This window comes from Streptomyces sp. NPDC111507, assembly GCF_055638955.1.
On the sequence record NZ_JBVKBU010000002.1, the window covers coordinates 1,072,230 to 1,090,668 of the forward strand.

The following is an 18,439-nucleotide window of genomic DNA, read 5'->3' on the forward strand; positions in this document are numbered from 1 at the left end:
GCACAGAGCAGGACCGGACCGCGCCAGGGGGAGATGCGGTGCACAGAGGGCTGCACGGACGCGGAGCGTTGTTCGACACCGATCCGCCCGGTCTTGCATCACGGCTCGTCGGCCTGCGCCCGTACCAGCTGCGCGCGAACCCGTACGAACACCCGAAGGAACTGCCCTTCGTGGTGTTCGCGGGCGGGCGGGGGCTCGGCAAGAGCGCCGTACTGCGGGAGCTGCACGACGCCTACCGCGGGCACACACCGGTCGCGCTGATCGACGGCGAGGAACGGCAGTTCGCCGGGCCACCCGCCGAGCGGCCCGCGGAGTCCTGGTCGCCGGTGGGAGCGGCGCTCACCACCATCGCCGAGCAGCTCGCGGAGCCGGTCACCGGCGCCGGGCGGATCGGCTTTCCACGCCTGACGTCCGGGCTGCTGGCCGTCGCGGCGGGCGGCTGGAGCGACCGTGACGTGCCCCGCATCCGGCAGGAGGCGGAGCGGATCCTGCTGCTGAACGAGACCGGTTCATGGCTCTCGGGGTTCGCGGGCCGCTGGGTGAGCAAGGTCGTCTCCAAGCTCATCGCCTCGCTCAGCGGTACGGGTCCCGTGATAGCGCCGATCATCGAAGCCACCCTGGAGGCGTTCGCCGAGGGGATCGGCCCCGCTCCCCGCCGGCTGCGCAGGGCCGCCACCTGGTACCGCGACTATCCGAACGCGGGCGGCAACCCCAAGCTCGGCCTGATCCTGCTCTCCTCGCACTTCCGGGCGGGCGGCGACTCCCGCACCCACGCCGAGCGCTATCTCGTACGGGCCCTGCTGGCCGACCTCGACGACGCGTACGCGGGGGTCATGCAGCGCTCGCACCGGCTGGGCCGCCCGGTCGTGCTGATCGACAACGTGCAGGAACGGGCGGGCCTCGGCCTGCTGGAACCGGTGCTGCGCGACCGCGCCGACGGCATCGCCGACCACGTCGTCTTCTTCGCCGCCCTGCGCGGATACACCCATGGAGCGCTGCGCAACGCCGGCCGCCGCACCCTCCCCGAGGTCGCCCGGCACACCGGCTGGGAGCCGGGCACCTCGCCGTCCTCGCGGGCGCTGCTCGTCGCGCTGCCGCCGCTGACCCCGGACGACACCCTGCACCTCGTGGGCGGCGTCTCGCAGGGCCTCGCCGTCCCCCCTCAACTCCCGCACGCCACCCACCGGCTGTCCGGCGGCAGCCCGCTCGGCGTCACCCTTCTCGCGGAGTCCGCCCGCCAGAACCTCCCCCAAGGGGCCAAGTCCCTGGGTGAGTTGCTCACCTCCGACGTCGCCGTCCACGAGGACAACGACGGCCGGCCCACCTATCAGGAGCTGCTCGACCGGCTCGTACCCGGTGGCCGGCTCGACGAGCTCACCGTGCTCGCCGCGGCCCACGACCGCGACTCGGCCTGCGTGCTCGCGGAGGTCCAGCTCTCCGACGACTTCGGCGCGTCGGGGGTCCTCGCGCTGGAGGAGCGGCTCGCCGAGGAGGGCCGGCCGAGCGCCGCCGGGCAGTTCGTGGGCGATCCGTTCCTGCGCGCGCTGCTCCTGCTGCGGCTGCACCACGACGACCCCGACCACGCACGCTGGCAGTCCGTGCACCGCGCCCTCATCGACCACTACGGCGACGGCGACCAGCCGGACAGCGCGCGCTATCGGCTGCACCACGAACTCGCGCTCGGCAAGGCCGACTTCGCGGTGGCGCACCTGCGCGACACCTTCCCGCGCGCCGACACCGGGACCTGGCTGTCCTCGCTCGTCTTCATCGCGTCCGCGCCCTACTACCACGCACACGACCCGGACGGCCACGACTTCGGCGGCCACGGCGGTCACGACGACCGGGCGGCCGTCGCGCTCGGCCGCACCGACGCCGCCCAGCAGCCTCCGGACAGCGTGGACGCCGTACTGCATCTGCGGATACGACGGCTGCTGCACGCGGTCTGGCAGCTCACCGATCCGCTGGTGCTGCCGGACCCGAAGGTGTCCGACCGGCTCCGTTTCGAGCTGGAGCAGCTGTCGAACCTGCGGCCCGCGGGCAACCCGCTGCTGTGGCGGGCCTCGCGGGAGTGGCCGTCCGACGCGCTCGCCGGCCGCCCTCTGCGCATCCCTGGTGACGACGACGACAACGTGAACGGGGACCTGTGATGGCGCGCTTGTGGACCTGGCTGCGCGAGGACGTCTGGGAGATTCGTTTCCGCAGGTATGTCGCGCTGACCCTCGCGGCGGTGCTCGCGGGCCTCGGCGTCTGGGGCGGTATGACGGCCACCAAGGAGAATCGCTCCTGCGCACCCGGCGTCGTCCAGCCGAAGGGCAGCGACGAGTGTGTCGGCGTCTCGTGGACGACGTACGCCTTCGGGCGGGCGCAGTTCGCCGACACCGTACGGGCCATCCATCGCGAGAACGCCCGCCTGGCGCCCGGCAGTTACGTCACCGTCGCACTCCTCGAACCCTTCACCGCCACCGACGCCGACAACCTGGGCGATGTGCTGCACGAGCTCCAGGGCGCCTATCTGGCCCAGTACCAGGCCAACCACGACACCACCGACCTGAAGCCGAAGATCCGCCTGGTGCTGGCCAACCCCGGCTCCACCGGCACCTACTGGCAGCACACGGCCGACCAGCTGGCGGGCATGACGGGAGGCTCCGACCGGCTGCGCGCGGTGACCGGGGTCGGTCTGAGCACCGACAACAACAAGAAGGCCGTCAAGGAGCTGACCAGCCGGGGCATCCCGGTGATAGGGAGTTCGATCACCGCCGACGACCTGGCCAACGGGCAGAACGGCAAGGACCCGTTCCCCGGGCTCGCGCGGGTCTCCCCCACCAACACCGACGAGGCCCGCGCCCTCGCCTCCTTCGCCAAGGTCTCCGCCGCCAACGCCTTCCTCGTCTACGACCGCACCGGCGACCCGTACACGCGCACGCTCCAGGCCTCCTTCGAGAAGATGCTCAAGGGCTCGCGCTACGAGGCCCAGCCGTTCACGCCGCCCGCCGACCGCAGCAAGGAGGGCAGCACCTCCAACGTCTTCATGCAGATCACCAACATCCTCTGCAACACGCCGACCACCACGAACACCATCCTGTTCGCGGGGCGGCACACCCAGCTGCGGCAGTTCATCAACATGCTGGGCCAGCGCGGCTGCCACGACCGCCGGTTCACCGTGCTCACCGGCGACGAGGGCTCCTACCTCGCCGGGGACAAGGACCTCGACCCGGCCGCCCTCAAGGACCCGCTGCTGACCGTCCGCTACACGTCCCTGGCCCACCCGGACGCCTGGCTGAAGGACAGCGCGAAGACGGGCGGCAGCGCGACCGACGCGAAGGTGCTGCAGTCGCTTCTGGGGAGTGCCGGGAAGGAGCCGGTCGGGCCCCTCGGGCCGATCGCCCTCGACGACGGCCAGCTGATCATCGCGTACGACGCCATGCGGCTCGCCGTGCGCGGCATCCGCGGGGCGTCGCCGACGGGGAAGATCCCGGCCCTCGCGGATGTCGGGCTCCAGTGGCCGCAGGTCAAGGGCAAGGAACTGCGGGTGAACGGGGCGAGCGGGTGGGTCTGTCTGGACGCCCACGGCAATCCGTACGACAAGGCGGTGCCGATCGTGCAGCTGACGCCCGAGTCACGGGCTCGCTTTGTGAAGATCGCGTGGCCCGAGGGGAAGCCGCCCTCCACGGAGTGTCTGCCGCCGGCTTGAGGGGGGCGCCGTCGGAGTTCCGTGATCGGGCGGGTGCGGGTCGTATGTAGCTGGTCGCGCAGTTCCCCGCGCCCCTAAGAGGCGCTCGTGTCCGGGGCGCCTGCCACGTGGGCAATCAGTCTTTCGAAGCGCAAGCGCCAGCCCGGGTCTTTGCCTTCGGCGCTCTCGTGGGTGAAGCGGATCGTCGTGCCTGACGGGCGGTCCGGTTCCAGGTGGAACCGGACCCGGCCCCGTCCTTCGACCGTGTACTCGGCGATCCGCTCGACGTCCCACGCCGTGACACGACCGCTGCCCAGCCCGCGCAGCGTGACCGCGCCGCCCAGTCGCGGCTCGAAGACCTCGGCCTCGGCCCACCACGTCCGCAGGCCCTCGGACGTGGCCACCGCCTTCCAGACGTTCTCCACAGGCTGGGGAAAACGCACCAGGCAGTGCAGGACGCGGGTGCCGTCCTCCCGGGTCTCGGTGGCGCCCTCTTCGATGGCTCGGGTCACTCCGGTCATGACACCAGCGTGGCCCGGGGCGGGAGGTTCCGCACGTGTTGCGCCGCGGGCTAGACGCCCGCGTAGGAGTGCTTGCCGGAGACGAAGATGTTGACTCCGTAGTAGTTGAAGAGGAAGCAGGCGAAGGCGATCAGGGCGATGTACGCGGCCTTGCGGCCCTTCCAGCCGGCCGTGGCGCGGGCGTGGAGGTAGCAGGCGTAGGCGACCCAGGTGATGAACGCCCACGTCTCCTTCGGGTCCCAGCCCCAGTAGCGGCCCCACGCGTCGCCCGCCCAGATGGCGCCCGCGATGATCGTGAAGGTCCACAGCGGGAAGACGGCGGCGTTGATGCGGTAGGAGAACTTGTCGAGGGAGGCCGAGGAGGGCAGCCGCTCCATGACGGAGGTGGCGAAACGGCCCGGCCGGCCGCCGGTGGCGAGCTTGTTCTCGTACGAGTCCTTGAAGAGGTACATCAGGGTGCCGACCGCGCCCACGTAGAAGATGGCGCCGCAGAGGATCGCGGTCGAGACGTGGATGTACAGCCAGTACGAGTGGAGCGCGGGCACCAGCTGGTCGCTCGCGGTGTACAGGACCGTGACGGCGAGGCCGAGGTCGAGGAGGACGGTGGTGACCAGGGGCAGGCCCAGCCAGCGGATGTTCTTCTTCAGCGCGAGCATCACCAGGTACACGGTGACGGCGACCGTGGAGAAGGTGACGCTGAACTCGTACATGTTGCCCCACGGCGCCCGCTGCACCGACAGGGCTCGGGCGAGGACACCGGCCGCCTCGACGGCCCAGGCGAGCACGGTGAGGGACACCGCGATCCGGCCGTACAGGTCGCCCTGCTCGTCCCCGCCGTGCGCGCCGGGCCCGTCGGGCACGTCACGCGCCCCCGCCGCCGAACGGGTGACGACCTTGGGCCGCTCCAGGACGGCCGTACCGCCCGCCGACTGCACGGTGACCGCCGGGGCCTTCGCCTTCTCGGTGCTGGTGAGCGCGGCGGCCGTACGGGCGACCTTGCTGCGGCTGCCGAAGATCCATTCGGCGATGTACGCGAAGAAGGCCAGGGTGTAGACGGCCATCGCGGAGTAGATCAGCGTGTTGCTGATGTTGGCGAGGTGTTCGTTCGTGGCCGTGGCCAGATCGGTCACGGCACCCAGGTCGGTTGCGGTGGCGAGAGTCATTTCTCAGCCCCTTCGGCGGCAGGTACGGAGGGTTCGGCGTCGGGGTCGGTTTCGACTGCGGCTTCGGCTTCGTCTGTGTCGGGCTTGGTGGGGGCCCGTTCGTGCACAAGGGCGGCCAGGTCCCCCAGTTCTTCGGGGAGCTTCGCGGACTCGCTGCGGCCGAGGCCCGCCATCTCGACGACGGTGACGCCGTCGGCCCCGGTGGACGCCCGCACCCACACGCGGCGACGCTGGATGAAGAGCGAACCGGCGAGACCGAAGATCGCGGTGAAGGCACCGACCAGCGCCCAGTCACTACCGGGCTGCTGGGTGACCTGGAAGTTCGCCCATTCCTCGATGCCCTTGTCGAAGGTGATGGAGCCGGCGCCGTTCGGCAGCTTCATCGTCTCGCCGGGCAGCAGGCGCGCCTTGACGATGTTGCCCTTCGCGTCCTTGAACTGCTTCATCTTCGAGGTGTCGAGCTGGTACACGTTCTGCGGGATGCCCGCGTCGACCCCCAGGCTGCCGTGGAATCCGGACAGCGCGAGCACGGGGAAGTCGAGCGCGGGGAACTGGGAGAACATGTCGCCCTTGCCCGCACCCGCGAAGGTCGGCACGAAGAAGGCGGAGAATCCGAGCTGTTCGCTCGTCCCCTGCGCGTTCTTGTAGCCGTCCATGACCTTGATCGCGCCCTGCGAGGTGACGTTCGAGTCGAGCGGCAGCATCGGCACGGCGTCGTGGTAGACGACGTTGCCCTTGCCGTCCCGGACGGTGACGACGGGCGCGTAGCCGTGGGCGGTGAGATAGACCTTCGACTCGCCGATCTTCAGCGGCTCGTTGACCTTGACGGTGGTCTTCTTCTCCTTGCCGTACGCACCGACGCTGTACGTGATGTCCGCCTGGTACGTGCGAGGGGTGCCCTTGTTGGGGCCGGTCCGCTCGTAGGTGCCGGTGAACTTCTTGAGGTTGAAGCTGAACGGCGTGAGGTCGTCGGTGCTGAAGAGGTTGCCGGACTTGAAGTCGTCGTACTGCGAGATCGTGTTGGAGAAGCCGTCGCCCTCGACGATCAGCTTGTTGCCCTCGGACTTGAAGAGCTGGCCCCAGGCGAAGGCCACCAGCATCACGATCAGCGCGATGTGGAAGAGCAGGTTGCCGGTCTCGCGGAGGTAACCCTTCTCGGCGGCGACGGCGTCCTTCTCGATGTGCGCCCTGAACCGTCGCCGCTTGAGGATCTCGAGGGCGGCCTCGCGGACCTGCTCGGGCTCGGCCGCGGTGCGCCAGGTCGCGTACGCGGGCAGCCGGTTCAGCCGCTTGGGGGCGCCCGGCGGACGGCCGCGCAGCTGCCCGACGAACTGCCAGGTGCGCGGGACGATGCAGCCGATGAGCGAGACGAACAGCAGGATGTAGATCGCGGAGAACCACACCGAGCTGTAGACGTGGAACAGGCCGAGCTTGTCGTAGACGGACCCGAGGATGCTGTGCGCGTCCTTGAAGGCCGCCACCTTCTGGGCGTCGGTCCCGGACTGCGGGATCAGCGAGCCGGGGATCGCCCCGAGCGACAGCAGGAAGAGCAGGATCAGGGCGACCCGCATCGACGTCAGCTGCCGCCAGAACCAGCGGGCCCAGCCGACGACCTCACGGCCGGTCCAGGTCAGCCAGCCCAGGGCGCCGGGTGCGCGGGACCCGCCGAAGGAGCCGGGCACGGCCGTGTCGACCGGCGCGGTGGACAGCTGGGATCCGGCCTCGCCGAGTTCGCCGTCGGCGCTCACTCCGATGTGCCGCTTGGCGGTCGCCGGGCCCTTGGTCCCGCCCGTGCCCGGGTCGGTGTCGGTCGTGCTCATCGATCAGATCCCTACCGTGAAGCCGTTGGACCAGGTCTGCATCTGCTGCACGATGCTGTCCCAGGCGCCGGTGAGCAGGAGCAGGCCGGTCACGATCATCATGCCGCCGCCGATCCGCATCACCCATGCGTAGTGCCGCTTGACCCAGGCGAAGGCGCCGAGCGCCTTGCGGAAGGCGACGGCGGCGAGGACGAAGGGCACGCCCAGACCGACGCAGTACGCGACGGTCAGTATGGCGCCGCGGCCCGCGCTCGCCTGGTTCATGGAAAGAAAATTGATGGAGGAGAGCGTCGGTCCCAGGCAGGGCGTCCAGCCGATGCCGAAGAGCGCACCGAGTATCGGAGCGCCCACCAGCCCGGTCACCGGCCGCTTGTGGAAGCGGAACTCGCGCTGCGTGAGCCAGGGCATCATCCCCATGAAGAACACGCCCATCGCGATCATCAGCACGCCGAGGATCTTGCTGAGCGTGCTCTGGTACTCCTGAAGGGTCGATCCGAAGTAGCCGAACAGCGCCCCGCCGGAGACGAACACGGCGGTGAAGCCCACCACGAACAGGCTGGCGCCCGCGACCATCCGCCCCCGTCTGGCCTCCGCCAGATCCGTGCCGGTGACACCGGTCACGTACGACAGATAACCGGGGACGAGCGGCAGCACGCACGGTGAGAAGAAGGAGACGAGGCCGCCGAGGACGGCGATCGGCAGGGCGAGCACCAGGGCACCGCTGACGACGGTGTCGGACGACGCGGCGAGGTTCGTGGACGCGGCGAGAAGGGACACGTCAGGTCACTTCTCCGCGAGTACGGGGTCGAGCATCTCGCGGAGCTTGTCCTCGCTGAGGGCCTGGAGCGTACGGGCCGCGATCTTCCCGTCCCGGTCGATGACGATCGTGGAGGGGATCGTCTGCAGGTTCAGCGTGCCCTTCTTGAAGCGGAGCAGCAGCTTGCTCGTCGGGTCGTAGAGGCTGGGGTAGGTGACGCGCTGCTGCTTCTCGAACGCCTGGGCCAGACTGATGTTGGCGTCACGGGTGTTGATGCCGACGAACTGCACGCCCTTCGCCGCGGTGTCCTTGGCGACCTTGACGAAGTTCGGCGCCTCGGCGCGGCACGGCGGGCACCAGGAGCCCCACACGTTCACGACGACGATCTTGCCCTTGTAGTCCTTGACGTCGAGCTGCTTGCCGTCCACGGTCGGGCCGGAGAGGTCCGGGGCCTCGGCCCGGGAGCCCTTGGCGACGGTCGAGATGCCGTCCTTGCCCGCCACGAAGTTGCTGTTGCCCGAGCCCCCGGAGGTCCCTCCCGAACCGCACGCGGACAGGACAAGCGCGGCGACGGCGGCCCCGGTGGTGAGCAGGGCGGCGCGGCTACGGGTGCGGTTCGAGCGCTGTTGGGCGCGGCAGGCGGCACTCATGTGAAAAGTTTCGCATGCCCGTTTCGAGGATCTTCCGCACCCCCCTTGCGGGCGGAAAACACCATTTCAGGCGGCGTCCCCGGACCCCTTGGATGTGGCCGTCCCGGAACCCGTACCCGTGCCGGTGCCGGTGCTCGTACCGGTCCCCTTGCCGGTGTCACCGAGGAACGTCTTCCAGCCACCCGTGGGCCGCTGTCCCACGTCCAACGTCCGCAGCTTGGCCAGGATCTCGGGCTTCTGTACGTCCATCCAGTCCACGTACTGCCGGAAGGAGACGAGGCGGACGTCCTCGCCCTTCTCCTTCTCCTGGGCGATCTGCTTGAAGGCGTACTCGACGGCGTCCATGTAGATGCCGCCGTTCCAGTGCTCGAAGTGGTTGCCGATGAAAAAGGGCGCCCGGTTGCTCTCGTAGGCCCGCCGGAATCCGGCGACGTACGCCTCGCCCGCCTGCTGCCGCCACGCCGGGTAGTTGTGCGCGGGCGCCTTCGTCGAGTTGATCGACTGGTTGGCCAGCATGTTGTAGTCCATGGAGAGCACTTCGAAGCTGCGCCCCGGGAAGGGGATCGCCTGGAGGGGCAGGTCCCACAGTCCGTGCCGCTTCTGCGGCCAGACCTGGCGGCCGCCGGGCGAGGAGGCGTCGTAGCGCCAGCCGAGCTCCTTGGCGGTGGGCAGCAGGTTGTCCTGGCCGAGCAGACAGGGGGTGCGCGCGCCGACGAGTTCCTTCTCGTAGTCGAAGGGCAGCGGGGGCAGATCGGTCCAGCCCGTGTTGGTCCGCCACTCCTTGACGAAGGACTTGGCCTGGGCGATCTCACTGCGCCACTGCGCCGGCGTCCAGTTGCCGACGGTGCCGTGGCCGGAGCAGAAGTGGCCGTTGAAGTGCGTGCCTATCTCGTGGCCGTCGAGCCAGGCCTGCCGGACGAGCCCGAGCGTCGACTTGACGTGGTCGTCGGAGAGATAGCCGATGTCGGAGGCGCCCCGGGGGTTGTTCGGCGGCAGGTACTTGCGCTTCTTCGACTCGGGCAGGAGGTACAGCCCGGAGAGGAAGAACGTCATGTGCGCCTCGTGCTCGCGGGCGAGCCGCAGGAAGCGGGAGAAGAGACCGGTCCCGACCTCACCCGCGCCGTCCCAGGAGAAGACCACGAACTGCGGAGGGGTCTGGCCGGGCTCCAGAGGAACCGGCTTCGCGGGCTGGTTCGGCTGCTTGCCCGTGAACGAGGTGGAGCCGTCGCCTATCAGGCGGGCGGGGTGCGCGGAGTCGCTGGGCTTGCCGGACGCACCGGGCTTGCCCGACCGGGAACCACCGCCCCCGCCATGACCGTCCTGTTGGTCGGTGCCGCACGCCGCGAGTCCCATCGCCGCCGCGGCACCCGCCCCGAGGCCGATCATTCCCCTCCGGCTGATGTCCCGCATTCGGTCCCCATCTCATCGCGCCCTCTCAACTGGCTCCCAGCTGACACACAATGAGAGGGCACGACAAGCAGATAGGTTCCTTCGAACGCGCAACATTGATCGTATTTTACGAAGAACAGTTCGGGTAGCGACGCATACGAACACATTGCGCCAACATGTACGGAAATGGACGCGCTACGCCCCGAACGCCTTGCTCTTCCCCTTCACCGGCTTGGCGCCCGCGAGGAGATGGGCGGGAACGAGATCCCGGGCGGGCTCGCTGTACCCCACGGACACGATCTTGTCGCCGCGGTAGGTGAAGGATGTCAGGGACGCCAGCGTGCACTGCCGCTTGCGCGGGTCGTGCCACAACCGCCGCTTCTCCACGAAGGACCGCACGATCCAGATCGGCAACTGGTGGCTGACCAGCACCGCTTCATGCCCACGGGCCGCGTCCTTGGCGGCGTCCAGCGCCCCCATCATCCGTACGACCTGATCGACGTACGGCTCTCCCCAGGACGGCTTGAACGGGTTGACGAGGTGCTTCCAGTTCTCGGGCCGCCGCAGCGCCCCGTCCCCCACGCCGAAGGTCTTCCCCTGGAACACGTTCTCGGCCTCGATCAACCGCCCGTCGGTGTCGAGGTCGAGACCGTGCGCCTTCGCGATGGGCGTCGCGGTCTCCTGCGCCCGCTCGAGCGGGGAGGCGACGACATACGTGACGTCCCGCGGGGCCAGGTGCTCGGCGACCCGCTCGGCCATCTGCCGCCCGAGCTCGGACAGGTGATAGCCGGGCAGCCGCCCGTACAGCACCCCGTCCGGGTTGGCGACCTCGCCGTGCCGCATGAGATGCACGACAGTGATGTCCTGATCCCGGCCCTGCGTCTGATCCTGCGTCTGATCCTGGCTCATGCCGTGGCCTCCGCCGCTGCCCGGGCCGCCGCCGGAAGGGCGTCGGCGATCCGCTGAATGGCCCGCTCGTCGTGGGCCGTGGACACGAACCACGACTCGAAGGACGACGGGGGCAGATAGACGCCCTGCGCCAGCATCGAGTGGAAGAACGCGGTGAACCGGAAGGACTCCTGCGCCTTCGCGCCCTCGTAGTCGCGCACCTCACGCCCGGTGAAGAACACCGAGAACATGTTGGAGGCGTTCTGCAGCCGGTGCGCCACGCCCTCCTTGCTCAGCGCCTCCGTGACCAGCCCGCGGATCTGCTCGGAGACGGCGTCGACCTTGTCGTACGCGGCGTCGTCGAGCAGCCGCAGCTGGGCGAGCCCGGCGGCGGTCGCGACGGGGTTACCGGAGAGCGTGCCGGCCTGGTAGACGGGCCCCGCGGGAGCCAGGTGCTCCATGATGTCCTTGCGGCCACCGAAGGCGGCGGCGGGAAATCCTCCGCCCATGACCTTGCCGAAGGTCATGAGATCGGGGCGTACCCCGTCGATCCCGTACCAACCGGCCTTGCTGGTGCGGAATCCGGTCATGACCTCGTCGGAGATGAACAGGGCGCCGTTGCGCGCGCAGGCGTCCTTGAGTCCCTGGTTGAAGCCGGGCCGGGGCGGTACGACGCCCATGTTGCCCGGCGAGGCCTCGGTGATCACACAGGCGATCTCACCGGGGTGCGCGTGGAAGGCCTCGTTCACGGCTTCGAGGTCGTTGTAGGGCAGGACGATCGTGTCGGCGGCCTGGGCGCCGGTGACACCGGGGGTGTCGGGCAGCGCGAAGGTCGCCACCCCGCTCCCCGCCGACGCCAGCAGCGAGTCGACATGCCCGTGATAGCACCCGGCGAACTTGATCACCTTCGACCGCCGGGTGAAGCCGCGGGCGAGCCGGATGGCGGACATGGTCGCCTCGGTCCCGCTGGAGACGAGCCGGACCTGCTCGACGGGCTCGACGCGGGCGACGATCTCCTCGGCGAGCGCGACCTCGCCCTCACCGGGAGTGCCGAAGGAGGTGCCGCGCGCGACGGCCTCCTGGACGGCGCCGATGACGTCGGGATGCGCGTGCCCGAGGATCATCGGCCCCCATGAACACACGAGGTCGACGTATTCCCTCCCGTCGGCATCGGTCAGGTATGGACCGTTTCCGGACACCATGAAGCGGGGCGTACCGCCCACGGCGCGGAACGCACGCACCGGAGAGTTCACGCCGCCGGGCGTGACGGCAGCCGCACGGTCGAAAAGAGTCTGCGAAACTGGGGCTTCGTACGGATAGCTCACACGGGCCATGGTGTCAGAGGCTGCGAAGATCCTGCGGACAGGTGTTTCAGCGTACGTTTCGGCGTGCGGCCGTGGGGGAGGTCACTGTCACGATGATCGGGTTGCGTGGCGGGGGTCGCGCGCCTTAGAAAAGCAGTCGGGTGGAGATATGCATCGCGGTGGCGGACTGGGCGAGGGGACCGATGACCTCGGTCCTCGGCGTGCCCGGCGAGGAAAGCACCGGCGCGAGGCGGAGGAAGCGGCCGAAGCACGACAGACGCAGGGGTCGCCGGGCTCTCCCGGATCACCCGGATCACCCGGGTCGCAAGGATCACAGAACGATCCTGAGCGGATCGACTCGTCGGGCCGTATGGACGGTATGGACTACACGGACCGCGGGGCAGACCGGCTCAGGGCAGGAAGCGGGAATGGTGGCCGGGTGGGGGTGACCTACAAATACTTCGGCGCGCCGGACGGCGCGACGGCGGCCCGCGTGCCGATCTCGATGCGCCCCGAGGAACTCGGCGGCGACGAGCTCGGCATGAACGGCATGTTCACCAAGATCAAGCCGGAGACCATGGCCGCGATGGTCCTCACCGGCATCGAGGGCGTCCCTCTCCACAAGGTCCCGCCCCTGGAGCTGGTCGTCCTCCACCCCGACTACGCCGTCGTGAAGCTCCCCATGACCGTCGTCGACCCCCTGCGGGGCATCGGCGAGGAGGCGGTCGGCGCGGCGGCCTTCATCTGGTCGACGGTCCCGGACCGCGGAGGCCCGCGGGACGCTTTCAACGTGTACCAGCTCCTCCACGAATGGCAGGATTTCAGCCACCGCCTGCACGAGGCGGGCCATCAGCCGTACTGCCTGGTGTGGCCCTGATCTCCGGTTCTCCGTGACACGGGCGAGGCCTTCGGGTCCCGCCCGGGAACGGCCCGCACAACGGGCATGACGGACATGGCCCGCATGACGGGCACACCGGGCGGGACCGGCGGATACTGAATTGCATGCGCGTCGATTTCGACCCGGAGGCCATGCGCGGGGACGACTTCTACAGGTTCCTCACCTCGGTCGTCATCCCTCGTCCGATCGCGTGGATCTCCACCGTCACGCCGGACGGCTCGACCGAGAACCTCGCCCCGCACTCCTTTTTCAGCATCGCCAGTACCGACCCGCCGGTCGTGCAGTTCACCTCGACCGGCCGCAAGGACTCCCTGCGCAATGTCGAGGACACCGGGGAGTTCGTCGTCAACTTCTCCTCGGAACCGCTGCTGCACCTGATCAACGCCACTGCCACCGACTTCCCCCGGTCGGTCAGTGAATTCGACTTCGCGGGAATCGACCGCGAACCGAGCCTGCGGGTACGACCACCCCGAGTGGCGGCCTCCCCCGTCGTCCTCGAGTGCCGTTCGCACACCACCCTGCGGATGGGAAACTCCACCCTCGTCTTCGGACGGGTGCTCCTCGCGGCGGTGCACGCGGACCACATCGTCGAGGGCCGCCCCGACTCCGCACACCTGCTCCCGCTCACCAAGCTCGGCGGCGACGAGTGGGGCACGCTGGGAGAGGTCCTGCACCTGAGCCGCATCCCCTACGAGGAACCGCGTCCCTAGGGCCTGGGCACAGCCGCGGTCACAGCCAGCCGTTGCGCTTGAACCCCCGGTGGATGACGAAGCACGACACGGCGATCACCGTGAGGGCCAGGGGGTAGCCGAAGCGCCAGTGGAGTTCGGGCATGTGGTCGAAGTTCATGCCGTAGACGCCGCACACCATCGTCGGTACGGCGATGATCGCGGCCCACGCCGTGATCTTGCGCATGTCCTCGTTCTGGGCGACGGAGACCTGGGCGAGGTGGGCCTGGAGGATGGAGTCGAGGAGGCCGTCGAAGGCGGTGATCTGTTCGGTGACCCGGGACAGGTGGTCGGCGACGTCACGGAAGTACGCCTGGACCTCGGGGGCGACGAGGCGCATCGGCTCGGTCGCCAGGATGTGCAGAGGGCGGCCGAGGGGAACCACCGCGCGTTTGAATTCGAGGAGTTCGCGCTTGAGCTGGTACATGCGGCCGGCGTCGGCGCCCCTGGCACCGCGGGGTGAGAAGACGGAGGTCTCCACCTGGTCGATGTCGACCTGGACGGCGTCCGTGACGGTCAGGTAGTCGTCCACGACGTGGTCGGCGATGGCGTGCAGCACCGCGGCCGGGCCCTTGGCCAGCTGCTCCGGCTCGGCTTCCAGGTCCTCGCGCAGAGGGCCGAGGGAGCCGTGCCGTCCGTGCCGCACGGTCACCACGAAGTCGGGACCCGCGAAGACCATGATCTCGCCGGTGTTCACGACCTCGCTGGTGGCGGTCAGTTCGGCGTGTTCGACGTAGGAGACCGTCTTGAAGATGGCGAACAGGACGTCGCCGTACTGCTCGACCTTGGGGCGCTGGTGGGCGTGGACCGCGTCCTCGACGGCGAGCGGGTGCAGCCCGAACAGTTCGGCGACCCGGGCGAACTCCGTCTCGGCCGGCTCGTGCAGCCCCAGCCAGACGAAGCCCTGGCCGCCGCGTTTGCGGACCCGTGCGAGGGACTCCTCGGCGCTGGGCGCGGCCTCCTGGCGGACACCGTCGCGGTAGATGACGCAGTTGACGACGGCGGAGCCGAGCGGGGAGCGGGCGGGGTGACTCAGGTCCACCCGGCGTCCGCCGCGTGCCAGACGGGCGACTTTGCGCAGGTTGCCGACCATCGACATGCGGTGCTCCTTCCCCGGATTTCCCGGAATGGACGGCCAGTGTGCCAGCAGGGGGTAAGACCGACGTCAGAGCCCGGTTCGAGCGTGCGCCCTCGCCCGGCGTCGTGGTGTCAGGAGGGCGTCATGAATCACGTCCGCGCCGTCAGGCTCGCGCCAACGCTGCGGTCCGCCGCCGTCCTGCGGCTCTTCGATGGCCGATGGGTACGTGTGTGGACCGACATCGAGGAGCGCGAGCGATGAGTGAGGACGAGCGGGGACCGCGCGTGGTCGCGGGAGTGAGCGGTTCGCCGGGGAGCCTGGCGGCCCTGCGCCGGGCCGCCGCCGAGGCCCGGCGCGGCGGAGCCGAGCTGCTGGTCGTGAGCGCCTGGGAGCCGCCCGGCGGTGACTTCGCCCACCGCAGTGCGCTCGGTCCACTGCCGACGGCCACGCTGCGGCTGGACGCGTGCCGGCGGCTGCTCGCCGCGCTGGACACCGCCTTCGGCGCCGCGGGGCCCGGGGTCCCGTACCGGGGTCTTGTGATACGGGGCACACCGGGGCGGGCGCTGGTCGAGACCGCGGACCGGGCCGACGACCTGCTGGTGGTCGGCCCGGGGTGCCGGGGAAGGCTGCACCGGTGGCTGTTCCCGTCCGTCGCCCGGTACTGCCTCGCGCACGCCGTCTGCCCGGTGCTGGCCCTGCCGCCCTCGCCCCTGTCCCGCGAGCTCGCCTCGGTGCACCGCCGCATCCGCCTGTGGCTGCCGCTCGACGCACGGGAGCTGACCGAGGACAGGTCCTGAGCGACCCGGGGGTGTCACGCCCCTTTTCGGGATCAGGCCCTGGCCCGGCGGCCGGTTCAGAGGCTGAGCCGGTAGGGCACCACGCAGACGACCACGTCCGTACGGGCCCGCAGCGCGGCGGCGAGGAGCAGACCGCGCTGGTTCTGCAGGATCTGATAGCGGCGGTGGAGGGGCTCCACCTCGGGGATGAGGACGGCGATCTGCCGTCCTCCCTCCTCCGCCCTGCGGACGTAGTCGACGATCGGTTCCACCAGGGAGCGCTGCGGGCTGTCGACGACGTCCAGGCGTACGCCCGGGTTCCAGCGGTCCCAACTCTCCCTGAGGGCGCGGACCTTGGCCGGGTCGGCGTGTACGGCGACGGCGACCACCTCGTGGCCGAGGGCGCCGGCGGCGGACAGCGCGTGCTGGGTGAGTCTGCTGACCTCGCCGACCGGCACGATGACGAGGGAGTCGCCGACGCGCACGGGCGGCGGGACCTCGCCGAGTCCGAGTTCCCGGCCGACGGTCGTGTAGTAGCGCTGGATGCGGGCGAACAGCAGCATCAGCAGCGGGATGGCGACGACCACCACCCAGGCTCCTTCCAGGAACTTGGTGGTGAGCAGGACGACGCCCGCCACGGCGGTCAGTACCGCGCCGACCCCGTTGAGGGCCGCGCGCCGCAGCCAGCCGTGCGGTCGCTGCCCCGCCCAGTGCCGCACAAGACCGATCTGACTGATGGTGAAGCCGATGAACACGCCGATCGCGAAGAGCGGGATCATGCGGTGGGTGTCGGCGTTCACGGCGATCAGGAGAACGGCCGCGAGCAGCGCGAGGGTCACCACGCCCCAGCGGTACACCGGCCGTTCCGTGCGCAGCCCGAAGAGGTGCGGCAGCCGGTGGTCCTTGGCGAGCAGACTCATCAGGACGGGCAGACCGCCGAAGCTGGTGTTCGCGGCGAACGCGAGGGCCAGGGTGACGATGAGATTGGTCGCGTAGTACGGCCATCCCGTCCCGTACGCGCCCGCCGTCAGCTGCGCGAGTACGGTCACGCCGCCGCGCGGGGCGACATCGTCGCGGCGGATCAGCAGGGCCATGCCGATGAGCATCAGACCGAGGAGTGCGCCGAGCATCAGCTCCGTGCGCTGGGCGCGTTTGACGCGCGGCTCGCGGAAGGAGGGCACGCCGTTGGCGATGGCCTCGACTCCGGTGAGCGCGGAGCAGCCGGAGGAGAACGCCTTGAGGAGCAGCAGGACGCTCAATGCCTCGGTGGCGTGGACGGGCTGGACGGTGCCGACGGCCGCCACGGGATGGCCCCGCACCAGACCGAGCACGACGATGCCGAGGATGCTCACGATGAACAGCACGGTGGGCAGCATCAGCACCCGCGCGCTCTCGGCCACACCGCGCAGGTTCACGGCCGTGAGCAGGGCGAGCCCAATCAGGCAGACCACGAGCAGGTGCGAGCCGAGCACCGGGAACGCGGAGGCGAGGCTGGCCGCGCCGGCCGCCAGACTGACCGTCACCGTCAGCACGTAGTCCACGACCAGGCTGGCCGCCGCGAGCAGGCTGACGGTCGGTCCGAGATCCTTCTTCCCCACCGCGTACGCGCCGCCGCCGTCCGGATGCACGGCGATCACCTGTCCGTACGACACGACGAGCACCGCCAGCAGTCCGGCGATGACGAGCGTCACCGGCAACGTGGCGGACAGCGCGCCCGTCCCGGCGGCGATCAGTACGAGCACGATCGCCTCGGGGCCGTACGCCACCGAGCTCAGCGCGTCCAGGGAGAGTGCGGCGAGCCCCTCGACGCTCGTCAGGTGGTACTTCTCGCCCTCCCCGTGCCGCAGCGGAACTCTCGGCCGCAGTTCGCGGCGGGCCAGGCCGTACGCCATGGGGACCTCGCGGTGGTGGGGGTGTCTGAGGTCAGTGTGACCGGCTCGGTGCGGTGTGGCGGGGCAAGGACGCGCCAGGACCGAAGGCGCGGGACGCGCAGTCGTGTTGCCGCCGATCGGGTAGTACCCGAAGCGCGGTGCGGGTGGGGGCACGCCCGCTCACCCCTGACGAAACAGCAGGTCAGTGCAGTCTGACGCGCCATCGGCCGGTCGAACGGGCCTGCGTGGGCGTGTCCTGGGGGTGCGCCAGGTGAGCGGCTCGAGTGGTGCGCGGAGCCCGGCGGATTGACGGTGGATCACGTCGGGGTCGGGTTCTCACGAGCTGACGCAGTGTCAGCTGCCTGGCTGCGACGGAAGGACTTCGAAGATGCGATCTGCCCGCATGCTCCTCGCCGCCGCGACGGCCACGGCCGCTCTCGCGATCGGCGCACCAGGCGCCCTCGCCGCCACGGCGGGTGACGGGAGCCACGATGACTCTTCCTACAGCAAGGAGCAAGACAAGGAGGGCAAGCACGGCAAGCCGAACGGAGGGATGCACACGGGTGGCGGTGCTCTTACCGCCGTGCGCGGCGAGGACTCGGGCAAGGACGACTCCGGCTCCGACCGCGGCAAGAGCGACGACTCCGGCTCCGGCTCCGACCGTGGCAAGAGCGACGACTCCGGCTCCGAACACGGCAAGAAGGGCGGCTCCGAGCGCGGCGGACCCCGCGGCGGCATGCACACCGGCGGCGGTGCCCTCAGCACCGTACGCGGCGAGGACTCGGGCAAGGACGACTCCGGCTCCGACCGCGGCAAGAGCGACGACTCCGGCTCCGGCTCCGGCTCCGACCGTGGCAAGAGCGACGACTCCGGCTCCGAACACGGCAAGAAGGGCGGCTCCGAGCGCGGCGGACCCCGCGGCGGCA

At 69.9% G+C, this 18,439-nt stretch carries 16 protein-coding genes; 6 read left to right on the forward strand and 10 right to left on the reverse strand.

Features of this window, described 5'->3' with window-relative positions; translation table 11 throughout:
* Positions 1 to 38: 38 nt before the first annotated feature.
* Positions 39 to 2,147 carry a hypothetical protein gene (locus ACZ7M2_RS12415; protein WP_471595151.1) on the forward strand — a complete coding sequence of 703 codons (2,109 nt, stop codon included), beginning with the start codon at positions 39 to 41 and terminating at the stop codon, positions 2,145 to 2,147.
* Entirely contained in the window at positions 2,147 to 3,691 is a 1,545-nt protein-coding gene (locus tag ACZ7M2_RS12420; RefSeq protein WP_471595152.1) for an ABC transporter substrate-binding protein, read from the forward strand. Before ACZ7M2_RS12415 ends, ACZ7M2_RS12420 begins: the two co-directional genes overlap by 1 nt.
* A gap of 74 nt (positions 3,692 to 3,765) precedes the next feature.
* Here ACZ7M2_RS12420 and ACZ7M2_RS12425 read toward each other — a convergent pair whose 3' ends face one another.
* From ACZ7M2_RS12425 to hemL, 8 genes are all read right to left on the reverse strand, one after another.
* On the reverse strand, positions 3,766 to 4,191 hold the full coding sequence (locus tag ACZ7M2_RS12425; protein WP_471595153.1) for an SRPBCC domain-containing protein: 426 nt from the start codon (positions 4,189 to 4,191) through the stop codon (positions 3,766 to 3,768).
* Between the two features lie 50 nt (positions 4,192 to 4,241).
* Positions 4,242 to 5,354: a c-type cytochrome biogenesis protein CcsB gene (gene ccsB / locus ACZ7M2_RS12430; RefSeq protein WP_471595154.1), complete on the reverse strand. Its 1,113-nt coding sequence runs from the start codon at positions 5,352 to 5,354 to the stop codon at positions 4,242 to 4,244.
* A complete protein-coding gene (resB, locus tag ACZ7M2_RS12435; RefSeq protein ID WP_471595155.1) occupies positions 5,351 to 7,174 on the reverse strand; it encodes a cytochrome c biogenesis protein ResB in 1,824 nt (607 codons plus the stop codon). The genes ccsB and resB overlap by 4 nt, the downstream gene beginning before the upstream one ends.
* Before the next feature lie 3 nt (positions 7,175 to 7,177).
* Positions 7,178 to 7,951: a cytochrome c biogenesis CcdA family protein gene (locus ACZ7M2_RS12440; RefSeq protein ID WP_352046310.1), complete on the reverse strand. Its 774-nt coding sequence runs from the start codon at positions 7,949 to 7,951 to the stop codon at positions 7,178 to 7,180.
* A 6-nt stretch (positions 7,952 to 7,957) separates the two neighbouring features.
* Entirely contained in the window at positions 7,958 to 8,581 is a 624-nt protein-coding gene (locus ACZ7M2_RS12445; RefSeq protein WP_471595156.1) for a TlpA family protein disulfide reductase, read from the reverse strand.
* A gap of 66 nt (positions 8,582 to 8,647) precedes the next feature.
* Positions 8,648 to 9,991 carry a polysaccharide deacetylase family protein gene (locus ACZ7M2_RS12450; protein WP_471595157.1) on the reverse strand — a complete coding sequence of 448 codons (1,344 nt, stop codon included), beginning with the start codon at positions 9,989 to 9,991 and terminating at the stop codon, positions 8,648 to 8,650.
* Between the two features lie 174 nt (positions 9,992 to 10,165).
* Positions 10,166 to 10,879: a histidine phosphatase family protein gene (locus tag ACZ7M2_RS12455; protein WP_388116699.1), complete on the reverse strand. Its 714-nt coding sequence runs from the start codon at positions 10,877 to 10,879 to the stop codon at positions 10,166 to 10,168.
* Positions 10,876 to 12,192 carry a glutamate-1-semialdehyde 2,1-aminomutase gene (hemL, locus tag ACZ7M2_RS12460; RefSeq protein ID WP_471595158.1) on the reverse strand — a complete coding sequence of 439 codons (1,317 nt, stop codon included), beginning with the start codon at positions 12,190 to 12,192 and terminating at the stop codon, positions 10,876 to 10,878. The genes ACZ7M2_RS12455 and hemL overlap by 4 nt, the downstream gene beginning before the upstream one ends.
* Positions 12,193 to 12,601: 409 nt before the next feature.
* Here hemL and ACZ7M2_RS12465 point away from each other — a divergent pair, with 409 nt between their 5' ends.
* Together ACZ7M2_RS12465 and ACZ7M2_RS12470 are read left to right on the forward strand one after the other, a co-directional pair.
* Positions 12,602 to 13,039 carry a hypothetical protein gene (locus ACZ7M2_RS12465; protein ID WP_003974483.1) on the forward strand — a complete coding sequence of 146 codons (438 nt, stop codon included), beginning with the start codon at positions 12,602 to 12,604 and terminating at the stop codon, positions 13,037 to 13,039.
* A 125-nt stretch (positions 13,040 to 13,164) separates the two neighbouring features.
* Positions 13,165 to 13,770, forward strand: a complete 606-nt coding sequence (locus tag ACZ7M2_RS12470) for a flavin reductase family protein (RefSeq protein ID WP_471595159.1) — start codon at positions 13,165 to 13,167, stop codon at positions 13,768 to 13,770.
* Between the two features lie 19 nt (positions 13,771 to 13,789).
* Here the strand turns inward: ACZ7M2_RS12470 and ACZ7M2_RS12475 are convergent, their stop codons facing one another.
* Positions 13,790 to 14,887 carry a magnesium and cobalt transport protein CorA gene (locus ACZ7M2_RS12475; RefSeq protein ID WP_471595160.1) on the reverse strand — a complete coding sequence of 366 codons (1,098 nt, stop codon included), beginning with the start codon at positions 14,885 to 14,887 and terminating at the stop codon, positions 13,790 to 13,792.
* 236 nt (positions 14,888 to 15,123) lie between these two features.
* Between ACZ7M2_RS12475 and ACZ7M2_RS12480 the strand changes: the two genes are divergently transcribed.
* Positions 15,124 to 15,663: a universal stress protein gene (locus tag ACZ7M2_RS12480; protein ID WP_352046303.1), complete on the forward strand. Its 540-nt coding sequence runs from the start codon at positions 15,124 to 15,126 to the stop codon at positions 15,661 to 15,663.
* A gap of 56 nt (positions 15,664 to 15,719) precedes the next feature.
* Here the strand turns inward: ACZ7M2_RS12480 and ACZ7M2_RS12485 are convergent, their stop codons facing one another.
* Positions 15,720 to 17,534, reverse strand: coding sequence for an APC family permease (locus tag ACZ7M2_RS12485; protein WP_471595161.1), 1,815 nt, complete (start codon positions 17,532 to 17,534; stop codon positions 15,720 to 15,722).
* Between the two features lie 367 nt (positions 17,535 to 17,901).
* Between ACZ7M2_RS12485 and ACZ7M2_RS12490 the strand changes: the two genes are divergently transcribed.
* A partial coding sequence (locus tag ACZ7M2_RS12490) for a hypothetical protein (RefSeq protein WP_471595162.1) occupies positions 17,902 to 18,439 on the forward strand: 538 nt, incomplete at its 3' end.